The organism is Methyloprofundus sp. (genome assembly GCF_965251085.1).
Taxonomy (GTDB): domain Bacteria; phylum Pseudomonadota; class Gammaproteobacteria; order Methylococcales; family Methylomonadaceae; genus Methyloprofundus.
In genome coordinates, this window is record NZ_OZ252594.1 from 3,391,949 (window position 1) to 3,412,389 (window position 20,441).

Genomic DNA, 20,441 nt, shown 5'->3' on the forward strand with positions numbered 1-20,441 from the left:
CCACAACTCTCAGCTAGACTCCGTCATTCCAACTACCATTTTAAAACGGGACAAAGCAATGTAGGCTGGGTTAGCTTATCTAGCGAAGCGCAGATAACGTAACCCAGCCTACGGTGTCCCGTCTTAAGTGCGTAGCCGTCATTCCTGCATGCTTTTAGCAGGAATCTCGTAGGTTAAGCATAGATTCCCGATAAAAGACTTCGGGAATGACGAGTTTTTTAATATACTGTTTTTAATGTTTTATTCTCTTATGGCTGAGAGTTGTACGTAATCAGGAAACTTTTTATTACCATGAAGGGCATGAAGCAAATGAAGAAAGAAATAAGAAAATCAATTATGCAATCAAAACTCGCAATACTCATTAGGTAAAAAAACCGGCCTTCAAGTTCTCCATGCCCTTCATGGTAAATAAACAATGTTACTTTCTAAATCCAAGGCTGACTTACAACTCAAACCATTGATAACGAATAAGGTTAGATTGTGATCGCGAAGCGAGCCACAATCTGAACCGTTTGTTGGACAAGCCCGGCACGATAGTAGGAATTCATTTAATGCGCTCTATGAAAATAGCTTTTTGTTGATCAGCCCGACTGATGAATCGAACCTCTGTTTTTACCTGTTTAACTGAACTTTGAGCGTTGTCCATTGCAGTCAACTCTCAAAGTCCAAGTATCGGAGCAAAATTCTGCCTTAATCTCCGATTTTAGCCCAAGCAACTCCCTCAGCATTTAATCCGCTGATAGCCTGGGTCGAAGTGTTTAAATTTACATAAGCGCTAGTGATTCCAATTGTTAAGTTGGCAAAGGCTGAAACATTATTTCCACCCTGGGTATTTGCCGACGCCCAACAACCATCGCCCCGCCACAACATTTGCAACTGAATGCCGGCCGTACTTTGAGTGCACGCAATATCTTCGTCGGGTCAAACTTTAGCAGGGAGTGAATCAACTTAATAACACCCTTGCTATTCGGATGTAAAAAGCCATAATTGCGCGCACGACGAAAGCCTTTAGGCAAAACATGTTGCAGCACCAGCCACAGAAATTTAGCCCCCGATACCGTTTTGGTTTGATAGCGTTTGGTTTTGCTGTCTTGATAACGGTAGGTTACTTTGCCATTTTGGCAGGATAAGATATCCTGTTCACGAATCACACCACGATACAGGTATCGACCCAGATATATCAATGCTTTATCGCCTGCACCGACAAACTTACAATCGACCACCCATTTTTCCGGAATAGCTGTGGGAAATGGCAACTTTTCTTCGTTCATACGCGCTAGCATCTTTGCACGAAATACTTTTGCTAGTGCTTTATGATGAAACAGGTATTTGCCTTCCTTAGTGCGCCAGAGCTTCTTGATTTTATCCACGATTGCCGCAGGCATAATGACATGAATATGCGGATGATAATTTAATTCGCGTGAGTGTGTATGTAAGACAGCAATCGCCCCGGCATCGCCTTGCAACTGCTTATCATTTTTACTAAAACTCTGTAAAGTCGCCCAGGCACAGTCAAACATCATACTGTAAAGTAACCGCGGATGCTGCCTGGCTAACGACCTTAACTGCGCAGGTAAGGTAAAGGTATTCATAAAATAATCAGCAGGGACTTGTTTTTGTACCTGTCGTTCAATCCATTGTTGACTCTCATGATGTTGACAATGCGGGCAGTTACGCTGGCCACAGGAATGAGGCACAAAGGTTTGATAGTCACAGTCTGCACAGTTAACCTGCATCACAGGACTCAGCTGTGTCCGACAGCTCTTCATGGCATGTAATGCACTGATCTGATTGGAGCGTAAACGAGATTGATACTCGCTTAAAAAGTCAGACTGAAATTGATCAATCACTGCAGCTAGGGTTATCATGAAATCTGCCCCCAGTGAATAGAAAAGTCATTGACTAACTGATTAATGTGCAGCTCTGCATTCTCATCGGTAATATCGGTCAAATGCGTATAGCGAGCCGTGGTTACTAAACTGGTATGGCCCAGAATCTTCTGCAACTCAACTAAATCAACCCCGGCTTCTAACAGGTGAGTGGCGTAACTGTGGCGCAGCGAGTGGCAGGAAATCTTTTTTTTAGTCCCATTTCTTGCGTCACAAGACGGATTGTCTTCTGGATGCCACCGCGATCAAGGGGGGATTCAGCAAGATGTGCACCTTTTAGACCCCGGGCACGGTTGGGAAATACCAGCACTGGATTTTTATGCACAGCCCAAAACTTACGCAACACCTTCAAGGTATTCACAGGCAAAGGCACAAGCCGATCCTTATTGCCTTTGGCATTGCGAATATGTACCCGCATGCGTGTCGCATCAATATCACCTACTTTCAGGCTTAAGCCCTCGCCCAAACGTAAACCTAGACTGTAAATCGTAAAATAAAAAACTCGATAGCTTAGATTACGGGTCGACATAAACAGTTGTTGTGCTTCAACCACAGTGACAATATCGGGTATACGCGTACATCGTGGTGGTTTAATCATTAGCACATCAACCCACGGCTTTTGTAGCACATGTGTATAGAAAAACTTGAGACCATAGAGATCTAGTTTCACGGCACTCCAGGAAAGGCGGCTTAAAAGAGCATGAAAATAATCCACCAGTTGATCTTGCGTTAAGTTATCCAGATGCCCCTGAAAGTGTTCCCCGATACGGCGAATAGCGCGTGAATAAGCGTCAATGGTTTTGGGTTGCAGTCCCTTAAGCTTTAAATGCTTACAGTGCTGGATATAATAATGGTTGAATTTAAGCTCTATCGATGGTGTCATAACAGTGTAACCTCATTATTGTTAGTTGGATGAGCTTACAAGTTACCTGTTATGCATATAACAGGCAATGAGGTTACACTTTAAATTTAAGGGATGCGCTGTTTTTCTCCGCGATAGCGGCTTCGTCCAACCACCTGACTTCCTTATGCTTGCACATTTAGTTAGATTTTCCATACGCTTCTATGGCGTTGTGATTGCTCTCGCTGTATTAATATTAATCTATGGTAGTTATCGTTTTGCGAATGCCGGGCTAGATGTATTCCCTGAATTTTCCCCCAAGCAAATCATTATTCAAACCGAGTCTCCGGGTTTTTCAGCTGAACAAGTTGAAGTAATAGTAACTCAGCCGATTGAAATATCTCTCAGCGGTTTAATGGATTTACAGCTTACACGATCAGAATCCATACAAGGGCTGTCTATTGTCACGGCTATTTTTGATGAACACAGTGATATCTATCGTAACCGGCAATTAGTCACCGAACGCCTTTCCAGTGTTGCAACGCAATTGCCCGGAAGTGTTCACACACCTATTCCTGTCCCCCTCACTTCATCATCAGCGACTGTGCTAACTATTGGGATTAGCTCGGCAAATAAAGACCTGATGCAACTCCGGGATATAGTCGATACATTACTTGTTCCACGTTTATTGTCAGTACCTGGCGTAGCTGATGTGAATATCTTTGGTGGCGAGATCAGGCAAATACAAATTCAGCTGGATCCCGTTAAACTCAAGCGCCACAATATTGCCATTTCCGAAGTGATTGCAGCCGTCTCGCAAAATAGCGACTATCAAGGGGGCGGGTTTATAGAAAACAACAATCAACGCTTTACCTTGCAAGTTACCGGCCTAGCGACAACACCTGAACAACTAGGGCAAAGCATTCTAAAATCCAGCAATCAACTGACACTTTTGTTAGCTGAAATAGCGACTATTCAGTACGCTGCAGAACCCCCTATAGGTGCTGCCCAGATTATGGGTAACCCTGGCATTGTGATGATGGTGATTGGTCAATTTGATGCCAATACCCTCACCGTTTCCAATGCGCTAGAAAGCGCCTTAAGCGAATTTGATGCTTTATTCACAGAACAGCAGATCGACTTTTATGCGCACCTATTCAAACCTGCTGACTATATTCAAACCTCGCTGAGCAATCTTTCTAGTCATTTACTACTTGGTGGCTTATTTGTATTGATTATTTTATATCTGTTCTTATACAACTTACGCACAGCGTTTATTTCCGCCATTGCCATTCCTCTGTCTTTAATCAGCGCAGTATTGGTTTTGCTAGAGCTGGAAATTAATCTGAATATCATGGTACTTGGCGGCCTGGCCATTGCACTGGGTGAGGTTGTCGATGATGCGATTATCGATACCGAAAATATTTTCCGCCGTCTACGTGAAAATCGCTTATTAGCCAAGCCGTTACCGACCAGAAAAATAGTCTATGACGCTTCTATGGAAGTGCGCAGTTCTGTGGTCTATGCCAGCTTTATTGTAGCGCTGGTATTCATCCCGTTACTCACTCTGGAAGGTGTTGCTGGACGATTGTTTGCGCCGTTAGGGTATTCTTATATATTAGCCATTTTAATGTCTTTACTGGTGGCTTTGACTCTCACACCTGCGCTCTGTTATGTCTTATTAAGTAAAGACACACAGCTTACAGGCACACCTCCAGTCATTGCCTATCTAAACCCGATATACACTCGTTTATTAACGGCCATATCAGCGCATTTCAAACTAATTATCATTGCCTGTCTTATTATTTCAACACTTGCGTTGATGCGCTTTGCAACACTGGGACATAAATTCCTGCCAGAATTACGCGAAGGACATTATATAGTCCACACCACCAGTATACCGGGTACATCGCTACAAGAATCCATACGTCAGGGAATGCTGATAACGCAACAGTTCAAGCAAATTCCTCAGATTGAATCCGTTTCACAATGGGCCGGACGTGCAGAGCGAGGTGCTGACACCTATGGCAGCCATTACAGTGAATATGAAGTTCGCCTTAAACCTCTCTCAGGAGCTGAACAGCAAGAAGTATTACAACAGCTACGTGAAATCCTGGCAGATTTTCCAGGTTTATTATATGAAGCCAATACCTTTTTAATAGAGCGAGTTGATGAGACCATTTCTGGTTACACTTCCCCTGTCGTGGTTAATCTGTATGGCAATAATTTAAACCTACTGGATATAAAAGCACAGCAAGTAGCAACGTTAATGCAGTCTATACCCGGAGCGGCTGATATACAATTACGCTCACCTCCTGGTACGCCATTGATACAAATACATATCAATCAGGCAAAACTAAAATTCTGGGGAGTACAGGAGTCAGAAATACTGCAAAGCATCCAGGCTGCCTATGCCGGGCAAATAGTGGGCAAACATTTACAGGGTAATCGTAACTATAATATCAGTGTCACTCTTAGCCCTGATTTTCGCCAGCAGCCAGAATTAATCGGCCAACTACCCATAAGAACTCTGGCAGGAAAATTAATCAACCTGAGTGAATTGGTTGATATTCAACACCATGCAGGGCGTTACAATATCCTGCATCAAAATGCCCAGCGTCGACAAAGCATAACCTGTAATGTTGTGGGCCGTGATATGGCTAGTTTTTTGCAGGAACTAAAAGCCCAGGTCACAGATAATATTGGTTTCGCAGACAATATCTTCCCGGAATTTACCGGCGCAGCAGTGGAGCAGGCACAAGCAAAACAAGACCTAATCTTACATGCATTACTCGCAAGTATAGGCGTGCTGATTTTTATTTATATCGCCATCCAGAATCTGCGTCATGTCGGAATTGCCTTACTAAATATCCCTTTTTCACTGATCGGCGGTATGATCGCCGTTATTATAATGGATGCAACCCTATCGGTTGGGTCTATTATCGGCTTTATAACCTTATTCGGAATTACTGTGCGCAATAGCATAATGTTGCTCTCACATTACCAGTACCTGGTTGAGCAAGAGGGCCTACCCTGGAATTTAGCGACCGCGCTAAAAGGTGCGCAAGAGCGTTTACCTTCAATACTTATGACAGCATTAGTAACAGCACTAGCGATGGCACCCATAGCGTTTAACAGTGATAACCCCGGACTGGAAATCATGGGGCCTATGGCGGCTATTATTATAGGCGGGTTGGTATCCTCAACCTTATTGAATTTGTTACTTTTGCCACTGATGTTGTTAAGATATGGGAAGTTTAGTTCAATAGCTAACTAAACAACCACCCGCTGAAAGACGGGTAGGTTTGAAAGCTTGGCGACTTAAACTCCGGGTACATGGCGAATAGCCCTGTTATTTAGGCTCACCCTATTCTATTTTAAAATCATCAGAATGTGGCCTGTATGAAGCTTGCGGAATACGGGAAAGTGGATGCACTGCTATTCCTGCATTACGCAAGTTTCATGCAGGCTACACAAAGTTTCGGGTATAATTATGTTAATTCTTAAGTAAAACATTTGAATAAATCTGTTCGCTTGAAAGGCGAAGGTTTTAACCTTGCGAATGGAAAATAAATGAATTCGAGACTTATGAAATGACCAGGTGGTCGCTGAAATTTGTAACCAAAGAGAGCTACTCAAGACCTTAACATTTCAATATGCGGGATCCCATCTTCTTCATAGATACTAGAAACAGTTGTAAAGCCAAAGTCTGAGTAAAACACTTCCAAATACTTCTGCGCAGAAATTCTAATAGCTGAATCTGGATACTCATCAGAAATGCGGACTATTGCTTCAGCAATAAGCTTTTTTCCTAAACCTGATTTGCGTAATTCAGGTGTAACAAGGACTCGACCAATGGATGGCTCTGAAAATTTTTCTTCAGGATAGACTACCCGCAAATAGGCAACAATTTTTTTAAAACCTGCATCCTCATGCCATCCAATTAAGTGCCACGCAACTTGATCCAGTTCATCGACATCCTGGTAAGCACAACCCTGCTCAACCACAAATACAGCCTGGCGTACTTTTAAGACTTCGTATAAGTCGTGCAAGGAAAGTTCATCAAATAATGACCATTGCCATTTAATCATTGCGCATACTCAATAACCAAAAAGTCTGTCCAGCGTAATGCTATGGCTAGAACTATCATCATTTAAATAGACGTCTCCATCCTGAATATTGCATTGCAATTGCATCGTACGTTTTACCATGCAGTCCACACCCTTTGCGTTAACATGTACAACTTTAAGATTGCTAAAGCGTTGTAATTTATCTTGCTGTTGTTCCCACCAGACCTTTGCCTTACGCTCATCATAAGTGTAGATAATGACTTGCTGAGCACGCCCACACGCCTTACGAATCCTTTTTTCATCAGGCTGGCCTAAATCAATCCATAGCTCAATATCATCAGTGAGCGACTTTTGCCAGAGTTCAGGTTCATCATCGCTACTTAATCCTTTTGTAAAACAAAGCTGTTCACCAGCATTTGCCATAAACGCTATTAGCCGTATCATAAAGCGAATTTCTGTTTCAGACGGGTGTTGTGCCACAGTTAATTCATGACTGTGATAATAATGCCTATCCATATCTGCAATATTAAGCGAAACTTTATTGATTGTTGAGCTAATAGCCATATCTGCGAATATCTGTATAAATTGACTGAATTCAAGTAGGAAACTGTATTTTACTACTGAACAATATTAATAGCTTTGTTACACACTATTAAGAGTCCTGAATTCAGGAATAACAACTTAATATCAATATCACTTTAGTCACTGACTTATAATACTATTTATCGGTATAATTTCCCTCCAAACCAATAGCGTTCACTGGTATAGTGGTAATCTTAATGACCAGACCGAACCAAACAAACCAATTACTCACTAACATAAAACATCTGCAGCAAAAATGCCCTTCTACGCCCTTCTTACCCTACTTGTACTTTCCCCTCTACCCTTTGGTAGCAACCGCCCCTGGTCATGGAGTTTACTGAGCTTGCTCATTGCATTAGTCACCATTAGCTGGTGCATTTCCTACTTTCTAAAAGAGAAGAGAATGCAACTGCACTTTGCAAGAATAAAAGTCCCCTTTATTTTATTTATTAGCACCCTACTCTGGGCCTATATTCAAACCAGTACCCTAATTCCTGAAAGCTGGGGACATCCGCTTTGGCAAATGACAGCACAAGCCTTAGAAACTGAAATTCCAGCAAGAATTAGCCTCGCTCCAGAACAAACTATTACAGCTAGCATGCGACTGCTTGCATATGGCTTGGTTTTTATACTTGCCATGTATTACTGCCAGAAATTCGAAAACGCACAAAAGTTATTTAACTGGCTTGCGGTAGCGGGCTTTGTCTACGCAGCCTATGGACTAGTCATCTACCTAGGTGATTTTAATAAAATACTTTGGTTTGAAAAGACCTCGTACCAAAAAGATGTCACCAGCACCATTATTAACAGAAATTCATATGCTACCTACGCAGGTCTCTCCCTACTTTGCTTAATACCGAATATTCTGCACCAATTTAAGCAAAGTGCAACATACGGTTTAAATAGCAACTATGGTAAACAACTCTTTATAGAGGCTCTTATCACGCGTGCCTGGCTTCCAGTTTTTATGTTTTTCACTGTCGGCACCGCCTTATTTTTAACACATTCCAGAGGCGGATTCCTGAGTACTACATTAGCAATTATCACCCTATTCAGCATATTAAGTATCAGCAAAAAACTAAAAAGCAGGTCATTAAGTTACGCTGTTTTTGCTGTCATTCTAATGGCTATAACGCTTTTTAGTATCAGCAGCGATAAATTAATGGAGCGAATGGGACAAATTTCAGTCGAAAAAGCCGAGCGCCCTAAAGTATATAGCGCGACATTACAGGGAATTGCAAATAACCCCTATCTCGGATATGGCTATGGCTCCTATGAAAACTCTTTTCGCTTGTATCGCACAAAAGAGATACGTGGAAATTATGACAAGGCACACAATACTTATTTAGAAAACCTCTTTGAACTAGGAATTCCAGCGGCAAGCGCCTTATTCCTGAGTATTTTTCTAATAACGTTGCAGTGTTTAACAGGGATATGGAATAGGCAACGAAACTGGATATATCCAGCAATTGGTTTCTCAAGTACTGTTTTAGTCGCTGCCCATGCATTTGTTGATTTTAGCCTGCAAATTCCCGCTATTGCAGTAATCTATGCCGCTATACTTGGGGCTGGATTTGCTCAATCATTCAATTCAAAACAAAATAATTCATAAGCCAACTATAGCCTTAATCTTCCTTGCTTTCCAAAAACTTGACTACATCCTCATTTTCTACACGGTGATAAATTTCTTCTACGGAGAGTGTAAACTCAATAGACTCAAAGTATATATTTTCACCTAAAAAGTAGTGTGTTGTACGCCAATCATCACTTTCACGATATACCGTAATATCGGCATAATCTTGCTCAATAAGAACATACTCCTTTAGCGTTGGAATATTGATATATTCTATAAGCTTATCTTTTTCATCTATCTTTCGAGTAGATCGGGACAGCACTTCAACTATAATGATAGGCGACTGAGTAACGTAACCATTATTAATAAAGCCTTTATCACATACCACCAATACATCGGGATAACGAAACTGTTCTGATGACGTTTTTACCTTCATGTCAGAGATAAAGGGCTCACAAGAAGTATTTTTTAAGTGGGTACGGAATTCTCCAAATATATTACCTGAAATTCGCCCATGATCAGGACTCGCACCTGCCATCGCAATAACCTGACCATCAACATACTCATGCTTTACTTCACTATTTAATTCACTCACCAGGTATTCTTCTTCAGTTATGAAACCCAGCTGTTTTATTACTGTAGGCATTACTTTAATTCCTGATTTCCTAAATACAAGTTTTATTATACAAGCCATTAGTCTCGGATAAAGTTATGTTTTTCTTACATAGCAAACAACACAAGCGATCAAGATGAAGTAGTTGCCAGAAACCGCTTATCCTCACCCTCTAACACTAAACACGTCAATACACCGCTGACATAAGCACCGGTATCAATACCAATTCTGTTCGGTAATACAGCAGGCTCATCAACAACCGAATGACCATGAACAATCATTTTTTCAAAGCGGTAATTAGAATTCAAAAATTCCTCTCGAATCCACATCTTCACTAATTCTGATTGACGCTTTAATGCCACTTTGGGCTTAACTCCCGCATGTACAAAAAAGTAATCCCCCACCTCATAAGAATATTGGAGGTAATTATAAAAAGACATATGCTCAGTAGGAATTTTATCCGCTAAATCTTGCTGTAACTGGATTAGTTTTTCACCAAAAGGAATCCCCTGCATCGAGACTCCATAACTTAATACCGTTGATTGGCCACCATAACTAAACCATTGAGTAGCAATATTAGCATCAACATACAAAAAATCTAATAATACTTGCTCATGATTACCACGTAGATAAATAGATTCAAAATCAGGTAATGGTTTACTCAATAAAAGATCAATCACCTTTTTAGAATGCAGACCTCGATCTATATAATCCCCCAAATAAATAACAACCACCTTACCCGAATAATCGCTAGCATCAGCCAGAATTTCATCATGAATGTTTTTTAACAAATCATCTCGACCATGAATATCACCAATACAATACACACGCGTATTATCAGGAAGTGCCCATGGTTTAGTGATTTTTTTCTTAACAAACTTGTTAATAAATCTTTTCAAATGAATAACCTTCCCGCTTAAAATGAAAAAGCCTTTCCTCAAAAATTTGAGGAAAGGCTTTTGGATTACAATTATACTCACTTAAATCACATAAAAACTGGGCTACCTTCATATCTACTTGAAAGTAGTACACACTTTTTCATGCTCGCACTAAACTGAAAGCCGAGCCTTTAACCCAAAGTATGAGGCAAGACGGGACTAAAGTCCCATTTCCGAATCAATTTACGCTATTTTCCTGTTTCTAACTAAAGCAATCAAGCCAATTGATAATAACCATAAAACTGGCGGTGCAGGCACGGGCACAGAAAATTCAGCGCCTGTTATTTGCAGGGTATAAGATCCTTCTTGAATACTAGCAACATCTTTATACCAGCCAGTGTCCAAATCAAACAAATTATCAGGCTCAATACCAAACAAAGCAACGGCTAATAAATACATACCATTTGATGCTAATGGATCAAACAGCGCGGGATCAGAAAAAAACAAATCGTATGAAGAATCCTCCGTAACTAAATCACCCGCCATATCAAATAACCACAAACCCGCTACATCCTCCACTGGAAAGGGGCTTGCATCTGGCGTTAAAGAAGCGGTCATTGAAACTTCAAAGTTAAGAAAATCAGTGACAGAAATCTTGAATAAATCAACATCATCAAAGTCCAAATACCCGTTTATAGCATCAAGAGATCCATCTCCCGCTGTATTTTGTGCAGTTGACACTAATTCACCCGCATCACCTACTTCGTTAAAAACCCCTGCCGAACTGATATTAACCGAACTCAGGAAAAAAAGAATAGACAAAAAATATTTCATAGATAAAACTCCATTAAAAACAACATAAAAACAATACAAAAATAAAGCAATAGCGGCTCTTTAATCAACATACCTAAAAATATTAATGCCTTAACTTTAACAACAGCTTATTAAACACAAGTAACTCATCAGGAGAATCAGATAAAACTCTAACATAATATTGCCCATACTTACCATAGTGATAATAATACCCTGAATCCCCATAGCCACCAGGGTTAATTTGTTCATATTCTAAACCTTATGCGGCACAAGGCCTCCTGGTATTTTTTGTAATTTTCAAATAGTCTAAAACAGCTCTGGTATTCTTATTGAGTTGCCTCATTTTCTTTGAAATCCCTTTCTCAACTTTTGATTTTATTAATCCGATAGCAAAGCGCCTAAGACGGGTCATGTTCTCAGGGCCATAACCGGTACGAATTGTTGAGCGATCTTCATCAAAAACCCAGTCAATAATATAATGACTGACTTCAATAGACCAGTGACCTCGAACTTTATATAAGATGGTTTTCGGATCTGCGTCTTTTTTTGTTCTGCTGGTCACACCGTAAGCGGTCGCAAGTGATGTTTTCCCACTTTTCTTGTCCGTTATTTCTCGTTCTATGCGATAAACCTGGGCAACATGAGGGAATAATACATACTCACTTAATTCCGATGTGACCCAGATTCTACGAATCTCAATTCGTCCGTGCCCGACAGACACTTTGTCTTCATAATCTGCCAAACGGCTATCATTTGAAAAGTAGGTGGTAATATCATCAAGCAGTGTCGGCTGGTTTCCTTTGACACTAAAATAATAATGCGCTTTTCGTTGTTCTACTAAATAACGCGCGAATTCAGTCTGGGTGTGCAAAGCATCGCTGGTGATATCTTTATTTTCAATCGGTAGTGTATCTAATGATTTCGGAGCAAATGTTATTTCATTGGTTTGCTTAACTTCATCCGACCCATCTCCAACAGGCAAAGTACCTACTTTTTTTGGGCGTAGCAAATTCCTGTGGTATGCCCAACAGCACTCATTATTTGTGTTTGGCGCCCTGATTCATCAATCGCATTACACATGACTTTGCCATCTATTGCGAGTGAGTTGTCATCCTGGGCATAGGCTTTGTTCCAGGCATTAAAGGCTGCGTCAAGTTCATTCGGGTCTACTCTTACTAAGATATTTCTAAAAATGCTTAGGCTTGGAATCACATAACGGCCTTTATCATAACGGCAACGAAAATGCGCTCTGGACTTTTGAGATAAGCTTTCAGCCCAGTCAAAAATAGATTCATAGCTCCTCATGCCGCATAACACAGCTCCAGCGGCTATTCCCAGAACAGTCTGTATTCTATGGCGTCGCCCTTGGGCTCTACGGGGATCATTAATTTCCTTGAAGAAATCCGGTAATGAACGCATTTGATGACGCGTTATTTTCATTTTTACCTCACCTAATAAAAAATGATGACTTAATATAGTGTGAGATAAAACAGATTGTGCTCGACGATGAAGTGGCTTAACGAAAATCAGCTTTTTGTGCTCTGTTTGAGCAGAGTAACCGTCTGTTACCCTGCGAAACCCTTTCGTGTAACCAATAGCCTGCCAGTTACTGGCTCGATAAACACCTCCATGAAATCGCTTTGGATCGACAAAGGTCTCGACCAACAAAATAGGGTGTCCATACTTTTCAACCCAATCATTGGATAAGCGTTTAAGGCACAGTGAAAGGAAGCGTGATCCTAGGTTTTTATCATGCCTCGTCGGTAATATCAAAAAACGGCTGTTGTTGGCAATCAGTTTTAAGCGGCCCGTTTGGTGGCGATAACTCCATCCTATCCAGCTATCACGAGCCGCACACTTTAATGCGGCGGCCGAAAAGCTGATCAGTGCAATCCATTCTGTTTCAGAATAGGCCACATACCAAAGGGTTTCACCAATTTTTGGAATAGCACCTAAGTAATGCTGGGCCTCCATCAAATCCTGATATTTTGGTTCTTCTTGCTTTAAAATGGGCCTGACTGATATTTGGTTGAGTTGCATCGTTTTATCTCAAGAAACTGGATAGAAACTATACATGCTTTTCATGGGTTTGTCCATCTTGGGGTGTAACTCATTACCATGCTTACCCTTTATAGCTAGAACAAATTAGCCGTGCCATAGCCACTACGGCCATACTGTTTTAAATCAACTTGCTGTAAAATAATACCCGCCACATTATCAGCACCCGACTGTGCCATTTGCTGCAAGGCGGCTTTTACAACTTTTCTCGGCGTATCATCCCAACGTAACACAAACAAAGTTTTATCAACCATCCGCGATAGTACACGGGAATCAGTCACCGCCATTACCGGAGGCGAATCCAAAATCACCAAATCAAACTCATTTTTTAATTCATCTAAAATATTTTGCATACGCTTAGAAGCAAACAAATCAGAAGGATTAACATAGCTCGACATACCACGCGATAAAACCTTCATCCCTGTTTTTTCATCAGTCAGTAACACCTCACTCACCGCTAAATCATGCTGCATTAATAAATCCGTTAAGCCTGGTTGACTGGTATCAATACCCAATTTTTTCTCAAGCGTTGGACGTCTAAAATCCGTATCGACTAACACGACTTTTTGCCCTACTTGCGCGGAAATTCTAGCAATCAACATTGCCAACACACTCTTACCTTCAGATGGAACGGCAGACGTTACTAATAAAGTTTTAACTTGCTCATCAGGATTCAGCAACATTAAAGAAACACGCAAAGAATTAATCGCCTCAGTTAAACTAGAATGCGGTTTATCCAGTACATAATCATGCGCCTCTAATTTAGAGGTTGAAGAAGGGATAACACCCAAAGTCGGCAAACGCAAATGCTCTTCAACTTGCTCAGGACTACGTAAGCCAGGGTTTAACATCTCTAATACAAATACCAATACGATAGAGAAAAACAAACCGCCCAGGACACTAACAATTAACAACAGTTTTTTCTTAGGAAATGAAGCTCCTGAAGGCACTTCTGCTTCAGAAATAACGCGCGCATTGGCTTCGCCCATTCCTTGTGTAGAAGTCGTCTCTTTAAACCGTGTCAAAAAGGTTTCAAATAATATTCTATTCGCGGACGCTTCTCTTTCTAAGGCCCGTAAACCGACTGCCGCTTCACGATCGCCTCCTGTTTCTTCCTGAATCTGCTTTAAACTTGATCGCAATGAATATTCGCGCGTTTGAGCAACTTCCAGTTCATTTTGTAAGCTAACGGCAATTTTTTGCACTTCTGATTTAATTTTAGCGTTAATATCGCCTAACTCTGCCTGTAGATGAATCATCTTAGGATGTTTTTTACCAAACTCTACCGACATCTCAGAATGTTTACGCTGCAATGCCGATTCCTGTTCTTTTAAGCGCTGAATCAAAGAAGAATTCAGCACCTCAGAAACACTCCCCACCTCACCGCCTTGACGAACCAATCGCTGCACCTGACGCACACGCGCTTCAGCTTCCGCTCGCTGGGTTCTCGCAATAATCAACTGACTATTGATTTCAGATAATTGCTGTTGGGACAAACCTACCGTCAGACATCTTGATTCAGACGAAACTAATTTGAGACCATTTCCTAATTTTTTGCGGATGAAGTCAGCTCATAAATTAAGCGCAGATCGGTTCCTGGATAATTGAGTTCCGTTTGATTGAGTTGTTCAAATAACTTTTCTATTGCTTTATTACTTGCAGGTAGGGAAGTACTATGCACACGTATCCGAAGTTGTTTTTTTACTTCATCGGGTAATATATCTGCTTCTGTCACAAACAGCGTTTGTAATAGTTGCCTTGCCATCGGAAAATCGATTGTCGGTGAGGTTAGCAGAGCGGCCATTGCTGTTTCTGCCCGATAAGCGATCATGTTGACAGTATCTATCAGCCGCTTTTTCCCTGGCAGAAGCTGTTCGAACTTATCTTCGTCTCTCAACTCTTGCCAGGTAATGTGTTTGGGCGTTTGGCTTAGTTTTTCCTTGATGGTTTTTAGTTCATTTTCATAATGCTCTATTTCTTCGAGTAATTCTGCTCGTTTTCTTTCCCATTTCTTGTATTTCACATCTTCCGTTTCATCTTTTTTAATCACCGGATGAAGTTCCATCGCTGCAAATCGAGATAGACGGTAATTGAGTTTGGATTGTATCGAATTACGCTGTCCTTCCTGTTGGCGCCTATCAGGGTTGACCACCTTTTGGGTATCGGATAGTGGCTCTATTCCATACTCCTGTAGCATATCTAGCCCATAGTGGTGCTTCATATATCTAAAAAAGTTCTCTTGGCACCACCGGCTAAACATTCGCCCAGAAACAGCCGTCAACTCTAGTTCATAGGCTGTGGTAATAATACTGGTTTGGTGACCAGAATCAGTCAACTTGCGCACTTCTCTCATCCACATCGCCTGTTTTTTGGTTCCAACCAGACTGCCTCGTTCGGCGAGTTTCATGATGACTTTTTCACCACTCGGTAGGGTGATCTCCTGACTGGAAAAATTGTCCAGTGGCCAATTTTCGGTGGGAAATTTATGATAGGTCATGCAAGCGACACGATGCTTGTCCCACATCTTTCTAAAGAATGCGGGGCTATAGCCTTCTCTATCAAACACCAGGATAAAACGACAGGCTTGTTTGTTTTGCTGTAATGCTTGTGCACTCGGTTGATTCGGAATGTCTTTGAGTAATCGGGGGACGATATCTTCTTCCAGCGTTTTTAGTAAGCCCGGATCCACCGTTTTTTCAACGACAAAGAAGGGACGCCCCGTACCATCATTAACCCAGTAGTCGGTGATACCCCGTAAGCAGAGTTTTTCGCGTGAAACATGCCGTTTGGGAAGTTTAGTCAAGTGTCCATGATAGACACGGACATGACCATCTATGTAGAGTGTTCCTGCTGCCTCTGGTTCATTTTCCATCCATTGTCGACTGAGGTCGGCCGCCCAGCTTTCAACTGATTCTGGATCAGACAGTCCTTTTACTTTGGTTCTTAAACAGCGCACTTCGGGAACCCGATCCAGGCCAAGTAGTTTGCCGAATTCACCCGGTGCATGCTCGCGAAGTTGTTCGGCATTTTTGATGCGACATAGTCCCATAAAGGCGAGTAGCAATAGGATATGAAAGGTTTGATAATAACCTGTCAGTTTGCCAAGGTGGTGCTCAATGTCATTTAATAAGCCATTGCTAAGTAACGCGGGCAATGCACATAACACACCGCCTTTAGGAACATCTAAACAGGATTCGAATTCGATTGAGGCTCCCTTTTCCTGCTCACCCAAAGCCGCCTGGATTCGCTCTTCTACTCGAGTGCAGGCCGTACCGAGTGACTCGGCTGCACTGGCATCAATAATATCACGGGCTGATTTGGTACTGCCATCATTGGGGTCTATTGATACGGCAGACTTTTTTTTAAACGTCCATCACTGATCGCCTTGCGAAAGGTATCTGCCCGGATGCCTAATTCTTTAGCGGCTTCGTTAGGCGTCATACCTTGATCCAGATATTCCTGAGCTTGCTGCAAAACCTCAAGCGTAAAGAGTGGTCCTCCCTTGCGAGTCGGGCGAGGTTCAAAAAACGAATCAGCCCCTTTTTCTCGTAGTTGCCTTAATGAGCGCATAACACTACTTTTAGAGACACCAAAGGTTGTAATAATATCGATTGAACGACAGGAGCCGGTATTGATGAGTTGAGAGGTGTGAAGTCTAAATAATCTCTTATTGTCAGCCTGGTGAGAATAGATCGGGATACCGCCGAGGAAATAAAACCACTCATCATTTCGGTTATCAACACTGACCTGACCATTTATAATAGTCGTACCCTGAGGAATTATTGGGAGCATGAGTTGCTGCATTAATTGAATACCTCGTATGATATGAGGGCTTAGGGAGATGGAAAGAAATAATCATCCAGAACAACCAGGAGAAATGGTCAAAAACCATTTCTCCAACGATGGCATTCGGTCAACAAACTGATAATACGTCTTCATTGCTTTTTTACCTACCTTTACTCCTGTTTCATATATTTTTTCTGTTAATTTAACAATAGGTGCTTTGCCATTGTAGGTCATACTTTTGGCAAATTTTAAAGTTGTTTCAACTGTATCCATTATGTCGCCACTAATATGATTTTCATAGGCTCCCCATACTCGTTCAATTGGGTTATATTTACTATGATAAGGAGGGTAGTAGGCCAGTTTTATCTTTATGTTGCTTTTTTCAGCAAACTCCACAAGCCTTTTTATAAACTGAGTTCTGGAGCTACTGTTCTCCATACCATTGTCAGCGTTAATTGTCAGAATATCTACTCCATATTTTTCTTGAATTTCTGGCCAAATTTCTTCCAATCGGTCAACGATGAAATCACTGCTGGCATAGCCTGCTGTAAAGAAAAGGAAAAAATCATCATGTTCAGGCAGATAAAAACCAAAAGGAGTTAACTTTTCCTTAACATCTAAATCATGATCCTCTGCTTTTGTTAAAACCCGATTTCGTCCTCCCCGTGAAAAATTTCCTATATTCATTCTTGCTTTGGCATCAATTGATATACGAATCTCTTTTGGGTTGATATCTGCCATTCCATTGACTGAATGAACTTGTTCAAAAATTGCATCCGTTTCCTTGATTTTCTTATGAGGCTTTGTTTTTTGTACCTTTTTTGGATGGTAACTCAGGTCATTTAATTTTGTATTGATAGTTTTTGAGCAAGGTAATGTTTTTTCATCGTAATAATCAATCTCCAGTAAACGTTTTCTAACTTCTTTAGCCGTTAGCCGGGTATATAATCGACAGGAATTAAAAGAGGGATCCGTTTGACACTCCGGTTCAGCAATTTTTTTTATGTCATCAAGTAGATGAGGAAAATGCTCTTCACTTTTATTACGCCCTCTCGCTGAAAAATTATCTTCTATGGGCTGAGTTTCAAGTTCATATTGTCCTTTTCGGATAGTGCCTCTATTCCATCCTAGTTTTTCTTCAGCAATACTTGCACCACCTGAGCCTAGTAGCTCCACCGTTTCAGCCATGAATATACGACGTACCGAGCCTTTTAAACGATGGGCTGTATTTATAATCCAACCTATAATGCTATCTGTTAATATCAACAAGCTTATCTGCCTAGTGTGAGAATAAATTCAGAATTCATTATTATAAATTATTGAGACACAAGCTTACTTCGTTTGGATGATTATTTCTTTCCATCTCCCTAAGGTAAAGCAGTGAGAACCTGCTTAAGATATGCATAAGGCTCCAGCCCATTTGCTTTAGCTGTTTCTATCAGGCTGTAATGTATTGCACTGGCACGAGCACCCGCAGGGGTATCAGAAAATAACCAGGCTTTGCGCCCTATCACAAACGGGCGAATCGCATTTTCTGCCAGGATGTTGCTAATATTGAGTTCACCATGGGTGCAATACACATTGAGTTTTTCCCACTGGTTACTCAGGTAAGTCATTGCCTTTCCTGTCAGGCTATCTTTAGGTACTTTATGCTGGTTTTCTTCCAGATAGGCTTTGAGCTGGCTCAATACAGGAATGCTCTTCTCCTGGCGCTGCTGATATTTTTCATCCACTGACAGGTCTTTAATTTCTCGCTCAATGACATACAGTTTATTGATCAGGCTCAGCGCTTTACCTGCTTTTGAGGGTTTGTTATTTTGTCCCTTTTTGCGTTTAGGCTGTGCATTCTGGGCATCTTTAAAATAACGACGCGCATGATCCCAGCACCCCAGCTGGGTGATGCTGTTTTTTTGGCACACGGCATTGTACCCCGCATAGCCATCGGTTTGCAGATAGCTACTAAAGCCGTCAAGCAGGCGCATGGGGACGTCTCCACTACGAGAGGGATCGTATTCAAACAGGATGCTTTTTTCACCCGGTGGCCCGCCAAGCGTCACCCACATATATTTATCTGAGGTCGCTGGCCGCCCCGGTTCTTTTAATACCTGAACCCGCGTTTCATCAGCGAGTATGACTGCCCCTGTGTGTTGATGCTCTCGCATCAGGTTAATCAGGGGCTGAAGTTGTTTAGCCAGTGCGATCATCCAGTTTGCTAATGCGCTCTGGAGATGTCACCCCCATAACGAGACAAGATGCCTTCTTGCCGATATAAAGGTAAGCCGTCAGCATACTTGGCGATAATAACAAAGCACATTAAACTGATGCTTCCCATTGCTCTGGCAATAGGGTGTCTGGGCATTTGTGCGGCTTTAACCTGGCGTTGCTTTTCGCCTTCAATCTGTTCGACAAAGACCGCTTTTTCCTGCATGTATTCAAGAACACGTACTTTAGCAGGAATAATATCCAGCTCTTCTTTCACTTTCGTGAAGAAAGTATCAATAGCGCCTTCTTTTTCTTCATCCGTTAAATGAATAAAAATTTGCTCGCGGGGTAACTTATCCGAAAAGGGTTTACGTCCCGGCTTTTTCTTCGTGCCAGTAGAACTTGTCTGCTTATCGCCCTCAGGTGCTTCATCAGCTTCCTGGTCTAATTCCTCGCTGCTATCTGCTTCATTCTCTGCTTCATCAAACAAAGAGGATTGATGAGATTGTTCACTCGATGACCCAAAGCGTTTTATTTTAGATAAGCGTAGTACCTCTTCCAGAATAAGGATGCGTTTTTTCTGTTCGGAAATCACCCCAGACTTAACTTCAATCACACGCGTCAGTTCATCAATAGCCTCTTCTTTTTCAAGCAACAAAGCAACACTCTCCGACAGCAAAGAACCGGCTTTATCTTGTTGTTTTATATTTGAAATATCGGCTAAAATCATGGCTTTATTATAGCATTTATAGTGGCAATAATGAACACAAAAACAGCTAAAAAACAGACTCATATTGAAGTTTTTTATGACCTTTCATCGCGCTAATATCAAAGCCATCCAGCAGCCAGTTTAACGGCTGGCCTGTTAAGGTTAATGTCTCTTCCTCACCCTTAGGCCACTTAAATGTTTCTTCTACCAATGACTTGTAATAAAGGACAAAACCATTATCTTCCCAAAACAGGCATTTAATCTTATTCCGCCGTTTATTCGTAAAGGCATAGAGAGCCCCCTCAAAAGGATTATGCCCTAACTCACATTCAACAATCGCCGATAGCCCTCGGTGTGACTTACGAAAATCAATGGGACGCCGATACAGATACACCTCCGTTAAAGACAGGGATGGACGCATAACAAC

At 41.5% G+C, this 20,441-nt stretch carries 16 protein-coding genes and 2 pseudogenes; 2 read left to right on the forward strand and 16 right to left on the reverse strand.

Annotated features, from left to right (window positions below; genetic code table 11):
• Window positions 1-791 precede the first annotated feature (791 nt).
• On the reverse strand, window positions 792-1,868 hold the full coding sequence (locus ACQY3F_RS15800; RefSeq protein WP_428352924.1) for an IS91 family transposase: 1,077 nt from the start codon (window positions 1,866-1,868) through the stop codon (window positions 792-794).
• A pseudogene (locus ACQY3F_RS15805) lies at window positions 1,865-2,772 on the reverse strand (tyrosine-type recombinase/integrase). The gene ACQY3F_RS15800 and the pseudogene ACQY3F_RS15805 overlap by 4 nt, the downstream one beginning before the upstream one ends.
• Window positions 2,773-2,917: 145 nt before the next feature.
• Here ACQY3F_RS15805 and ACQY3F_RS15810 point away from each other — a divergent pair.
• Window positions 2,918-6,007: an efflux RND transporter permease subunit gene (locus tag ACQY3F_RS15810; RefSeq protein ID WP_428355901.1), complete on the forward strand. Its 3,090-nt coding sequence runs from the start codon at window positions 2,918-2,920 to the stop codon at window positions 6,005-6,007.
• Between the two features lie 358 nt (window positions 6,008-6,365).
• Here ACQY3F_RS15810 and ACQY3F_RS15815 read toward each other — a convergent pair whose 3' ends face one another.
• Window positions 6,366-6,821, reverse strand: coding sequence for a GNAT family N-acetyltransferase (locus ACQY3F_RS15815; protein ID WP_428355902.1), 456 nt, complete (start codon window positions 6,819-6,821; stop codon window positions 6,366-6,368).
• A 9-nt stretch (window positions 6,822-6,830) separates the two neighbouring features.
• Entirely contained in the window at window positions 6,831-7,364 is a 534-nt protein-coding gene (locus ACQY3F_RS15820) for a YaeQ family protein (RefSeq protein ID WP_428355904.1), read from the reverse strand.
• 421 nt (window positions 7,365-7,785) lie between these two features.
• Here ACQY3F_RS15820 and ACQY3F_RS15825 point away from each other — a divergent pair, with 421 nt between their 5' ends.
• Window positions 7,786-8,994 carry an O-antigen ligase family protein gene (locus tag ACQY3F_RS15825; protein ID WP_428355905.1) on the forward strand — a complete coding sequence of 403 codons (1,209 nt, stop codon included), beginning with the start codon at window positions 7,786-7,788 and terminating at the stop codon, window positions 8,992-8,994.
• Between the two features lie 13 nt (window positions 8,995-9,007).
• On the opposite strand, the gene ACQY3F_RS15830 is transcribed toward ACQY3F_RS15825, so the two are convergent.
• From ACQY3F_RS15830 to tnpB, 12 genes and pseudogenes are all read right to left on the reverse strand, one after another.
• On the reverse strand, window positions 9,008-9,601 hold the full coding sequence (locus ACQY3F_RS15830) for a Uma2 family endonuclease (protein WP_428355906.1): 594 nt from the start codon (window positions 9,599-9,601) through the stop codon (window positions 9,008-9,010).
• Between the two features lie 98 nt (window positions 9,602-9,699).
• Window positions 9,700-10,467: a metallophosphoesterase family protein gene (locus ACQY3F_RS15835; protein ID WP_428355908.1), complete on the reverse strand. Its 768-nt coding sequence runs from the start codon at window positions 10,465-10,467 to the stop codon at window positions 9,700-9,702.
• A 222-nt stretch (window positions 10,468-10,689) separates the two neighbouring features.
• Window positions 10,690-11,280: a hypothetical protein gene (locus tag ACQY3F_RS15840; protein ID WP_428355910.1), complete on the reverse strand. Its 591-nt coding sequence runs from the start codon at window positions 11,278-11,280 to the stop codon at window positions 10,690-10,692.
• A 238-nt stretch (window positions 11,281-11,518) separates the two neighbouring features.
• Window positions 11,519-12,268, reverse strand: a complete 750-nt coding sequence (locus ACQY3F_RS15845) for an ISAs1 family transposase (protein WP_428355912.1) — start codon at window positions 12,266-12,268, stop codon at window positions 11,519-11,521.
• Window positions 12,247-13,299 (reverse strand): Druantia anti-phage system protein DruA, encoded by a 1,053-nt coding sequence (locus ACQY3F_RS15850; protein ID WP_428355914.1) that lies wholly within the window; start codon window positions 13,297-13,299, stop codon window positions 12,247-12,249. Before ACQY3F_RS15850 ends, ACQY3F_RS15845 begins: the two co-directional genes overlap by 22 nt.
• A gap of 95 nt (window positions 13,300-13,394) precedes the next feature.
• The gene (locus ACQY3F_RS15855) at window positions 13,395-14,813 is read right to left on the reverse strand and encodes a polysaccharide biosynthesis tyrosine autokinase (RefSeq protein ID WP_428355916.1); all 1,419 of its coding nucleotides are present in this window, start codon (window positions 14,811-14,813) and stop codon (window positions 13,395-13,397) included.
• Window positions 14,814-14,863: 50 nt separating this feature from the next.
• On the reverse strand, window positions 14,864-16,660 hold the full coding sequence (locus ACQY3F_RS15860) for a putative transposase (protein WP_428357705.1): 1,797 nt from the start codon (window positions 16,658-16,660) through the stop codon (window positions 14,864-14,866).
• Window positions 16,657-17,121: a hypothetical protein gene (locus ACQY3F_RS15865; RefSeq protein WP_428353676.1), complete on the reverse strand. Its 465-nt coding sequence runs from the start codon at window positions 17,119-17,121 to the stop codon at window positions 16,657-16,659. The genes ACQY3F_RS15860 and ACQY3F_RS15865 overlap by 4 nt, the downstream gene beginning before the upstream one ends.
• A gap of 51 nt (window positions 17,122-17,172) precedes the next feature.
• Window positions 17,173-18,369, reverse strand: coding sequence for an ISAzo13 family transposase (locus tag ACQY3F_RS15870; protein WP_428352931.1), 1,197 nt, complete (start codon window positions 18,367-18,369; stop codon window positions 17,173-17,175).
• A gap of 101 nt (window positions 18,370-18,470) precedes the next feature.
• Window positions 18,471-18,557 (reverse strand): transposase domain-containing protein, encoded by an 87-nt coding sequence (locus ACQY3F_RS15875; RefSeq protein ID WP_428357706.1) that lies wholly within the window; start codon window positions 18,555-18,557, stop codon window positions 18,471-18,473.
• Window positions 18,540-20,098 (reverse strand): annotated as a pseudogene (gene tnpC / locus ACQY3F_RS15880) (IS66 family transposase); the annotation flags it as partial. The pseudogene tnpC and the gene ACQY3F_RS15875, both read right to left, overlap by 18 nt.
• On the reverse strand, window positions 20,082-20,435 hold the full coding sequence (tnpB, locus tag ACQY3F_RS15885; protein WP_428355774.1) for an IS66 family insertion sequence element accessory protein TnpB: 354 nt from the start codon (window positions 20,433-20,435) through the stop codon (window positions 20,082-20,084). The gene tnpB and the pseudogene tnpC, both read right to left, overlap by 17 nt.
• Window positions 20,436-20,441 lie beyond the last annotated feature (6 nt).